This window comes from Actinotalea sp. C106 (genome assembly GCF_023630195.1).
Taxonomy (GTDB): domain Bacteria; phylum Actinomycetota; class Actinomycetes; order Actinomycetales; family Cellulomonadaceae; genus Actinotalea.
The window spans coordinates 1-3,474 of record NZ_JALPKN010000312.1 but is presented as its reverse complement, the minus strand read 5'-3'; the positions used below and the strand labels follow the sequence as shown (position 1 = coordinate 3,474).

Below are 3,474 nucleotides of genomic sequence, written 5' to 3'. Positions count from 1 at the left end.
GTGGTCCGGGTGCTGAGCAGCGCCCCCGACCGCCCACCGAGCGACACCGCCCTCGAGGCGGTGGACCGGCTGCTCGGGCCCGACGGCGTGGCAGACGCTGCCGAGCTCCGCGCCCTGGTCCATGCCCTGCGCGCCCTCAGCGCGCGCCCCGACGCCCTGCACCGCACGGCCAACGCCCTCATCGAGCACCTGCACCGCACCACCTCACCCGCCGACCCCGTCCGCCACGCGGCCGCGGGCACCGTGGCGAGCGCCCTGTGGCAGGTGCAGTCCGCGGCCTACCTGCGCCGTTCCCGCTCGCAGGAGCGCCTGCTCACCGAGCAGTTCGAGGTCGCAGCGGGTCTCCTCGACTCGGCGGTCGGCGACCCCAGGGACCTGTCCTGGCTCGCGGGCACCCACGTGCGCGCGGGGGCCCTGGCCATGTGGGAGGGGGCCGACCGCACCTCGGTCCGTGTGACGGGCACCTTCGGCCTCGACGCCGCGGACCTCGCCGACGTCGTGCCGGTCACGGCCTTCCCTCCCGAGGCCCTGGTCGCACAGGTCCGACCGGACCGTCGCGAGGCCTGCTTCGTGGTCCCGGTGCGCACCCTCGAGCGGGACTGGGGGCTGCTCGCCGTCGTCGGGGAGATCGACACGACCTCCTCGCGGGACACGTACCACTACTGGGGCCAGCTGCTCTGCTCGGCCTTCGAGGCCGAGGCCCTCGAGCAGGCCGTCCGGGCGAGCGAGGAGCGCTACGCCCTCGCGACGCGCGCCGCGAACGACGGCCTGTGGGAGCTCGAGCTCGGCGCCGGGGCCGTGCACCTGTCCGACCGAGGTCGCGAGCTGCTGGGGCTGTCCCCCGAGGACGACCCCGACACCACCTGGGCCACGCGCATCCACGCCGAGGACGTGCCCCTGGTCCACGAGATCGGGCGCCGGGCGGTGCGCGGCCGGGGCACCCCGGTCGAGGGCGAGTTCCGCGTGGTGCACCCGGACGGGTCGAGGCGGTGGCTGCTGGTGCGGTGCCTGGGCGTGCCGAACACCGAGGACTGGGTGATCCGCCTCGTGGGGTCCCTCGCCGACATCCAGGAGCGCAAGGAGCTCGAGGAGAAGCTGCGCCAGGGCGCCCTGTACGACGCCGTCACGGGCCTGCCCAACCGGCGGCTGTTCCTCGACCGTCTCGCGGTGGCCCTCGAGCGACCGACCCGTGGGGGCCGCGGCTTCGCGGTGGTGTTCCTCGACCTCGACGGCTTCAAGCTCGTCAACGACTCCCTCGGGCACCTCCTGGGCGATGAGCTGCTCAAGGTCGTGGCCCAGCGCCTGCGCGACGAGCTGCGCGCGGTCGACACCGCCGCCCGGTTCGGCGGGGACGAGTTCGCCGTGCTGCTCACGGCTCCGAGCCCCGAGGAGGTGCTGGTCATCGCGCGGCGGATCCAGGAGCGGATCAGCGCCCCCGTGCAGCTCGGCGAGCACGAGGTGCAGGTCACCGCGAGCGTCGGCATCACCACCTCCCAGGTGGGCTACCGGGACGCCGAGGACGTGCTGCGGGACGCCGACACCGCGATGTACCACGCCAAGGGGGTCGAGCGCGGGACGGCGAGCGTCTTCGACCCCGAGATGCACACCCGCGCCACCGGGCGCCTGCGGACCCGGGGCGAGCTGCGCCGGGCCCTGGCCGAGGGGCAGTTCGTGGTGCACTACCAGCCCGTGGTCGCCCTCGACGGTCGAGGGCTCACCCACCTCGAGGCCCTGGTGCGCTGGGACCACCCCGAGCGCGGGCTGCTGATGCCCGGCACCTTCCTGCCCACCATGGAGGAGAACACGAGCATCGTCGCCCTGGGGCGGTGGCTGCTCGACGAGGTGTGCCGCCAGGTCGCCGTCTGGAGGGCCGCGCACCCGCAGACCCCCGAGATCACCGTCTCGATCAACCTCTCGCACCGCGAGTTCTGGTCCGCCGACCTGGCGCCGGCCCTCGAGGCCGCCCTGGCGACCCACGACGTCCCGGGCAGGTGCCTCGTCCTGGAGATCACCGAGCGGGTGGTCATGACCGACGCCGAGGCGGCGAGCGCGACCATGGGTGCGCTGCGGGCGACCGGGGTGGGCCTGCACATCGACGACTTCGGGACGGGGCAGTCCTCGCTGCACGCCCTGCGCACCCTGCCCGTGGACGCCCTCAAGATCGACGGCAGCTTCATCGACGAGCTCACGACGACGGGGCGCGCGGCCGACCTCGTCGAGATCATCCTGCACATGGGCCGCGTGCTGGGCCTCGGGGTCATCGCCGAGCAGGTCGAGACCTCGGCCCAGGCAGCACGGCTGCGCGAGATGGGGTGCACCGACGCGCAGGGCTGGCTCTACGCGAGCGCCCTGCCCGGGGAGCAGATCGGGCCGCTGCTGGGCTCGCTGCTGCCCGAGCTCCCCCCCGCCACCCCGGAGGAGGGCATCCAACCGGTCGCCTGAAGCCTCCGCCCCGTCGCCTGGTCGCGGCGCGGCGTCGATCCGCAGCCCGGCCTGAGAGCATGACCGGGTGCTCGCCGAGATCTGGGACCGCATCCTGACCACGCAACCGCTGCCGAGCACGGGGGCGGTCCTCGCGACGGCCGCCGTCGCGCTGGCCCTCATCATGGTCCCGGGGCTGTGGCCGCTGACGCGGCACGCGGTGACGGTCGCCCACGAGGGTGGCCACGCGATCGCCGCGGTCCTCACGGGCCGTCGGCTGACCGGCATCCGGCTGCACTCGGACACCTCGGGGCTCACCGTCTCCCGGGGTCGGCCGCGCGGTCCGGGCATGGTCCTGACCCTGCTGGCCGGCTACACGGCCCCGGCGCTGATCGGGCTCGGCGCGGCGGCGATGCTCTCGCGCGGGCTCGCGGTCGCGCTGCTGTGGGCCGTGCTGCTGCTCCTGGCTCTGCTGCTGCTGCAGATCCGCAACCTGTTCGGCCTCTGGGTGGTGCTGGTGTGCGGTGTCGGCGTCTTCGCGGTCACCTGGTGGGCCGAGCCGCGCCTGCAGTCCGCGGTGGCCTACGCCCTGACGTTCTTCCTGCTCCTGGCCGCGCCGCGCACCGTCCTCGAGCTCGCGGTCTCACGACGGCGCGGCAGGGCTCGCGGCTCCGACGCCGACCAGCTCGCCGGGCTCACCCGGGTGCCGGGGGCCCTGTGGGTGCTGGTCTTCGCCGTCGTCACGCTCGGGTCCCTGGCCCTGGGCGTGGCCTGGCTGCTGCCCGAGGTGCTCGACCGCGTCGGCGCCTGACCCGCGGGAGACCTCTCCCGACCCGCGGGGGACCTAGGGCCCTGGCTGCCTCGCGACCTGCGGGGGAGCGTGGGCCCCATGACGGTCCTGGTGGTCTTCGAGTCGATGTTCGGCAGCACCCAGGCGGTCGCCCGCGCGGTGGCCGAGGGGCTGCGCCGCGGTGACGGGACCGGCAGGGTCCGGGTCGAGGAGGTCGGCGACCTCGGCGCCCGGGGTGGCGAGCTGCCCGCGGACCGCAGCCT

The 3,474-nt window shown here is 74.8% G+C and carries 2 protein-coding genes; both read left to right on the top strand.

Annotated features, from left to right (window positions below; all coding sequences use genetic code 11):
• The coding region (locus tag L0B03_RS15480; protein ID WP_250447433.1) for a bifunctional diguanylate cyclase/phosphodiesterase at window positions 1-2,442 on the top strand (2,442 nt) is incomplete at its 5' end.
• Window positions 2,443-2,509: 67 nt separating this feature from the next.
• Window positions 2,510-3,232, top strand: coding sequence for a M50 family metallopeptidase (locus L0B03_RS15475; RefSeq protein WP_250447432.1), 723 nt, complete (start codon window positions 2,510-2,512; stop codon window positions 3,230-3,232).
• Window positions 3,233-3,474 lie beyond the last annotated feature (242 nt).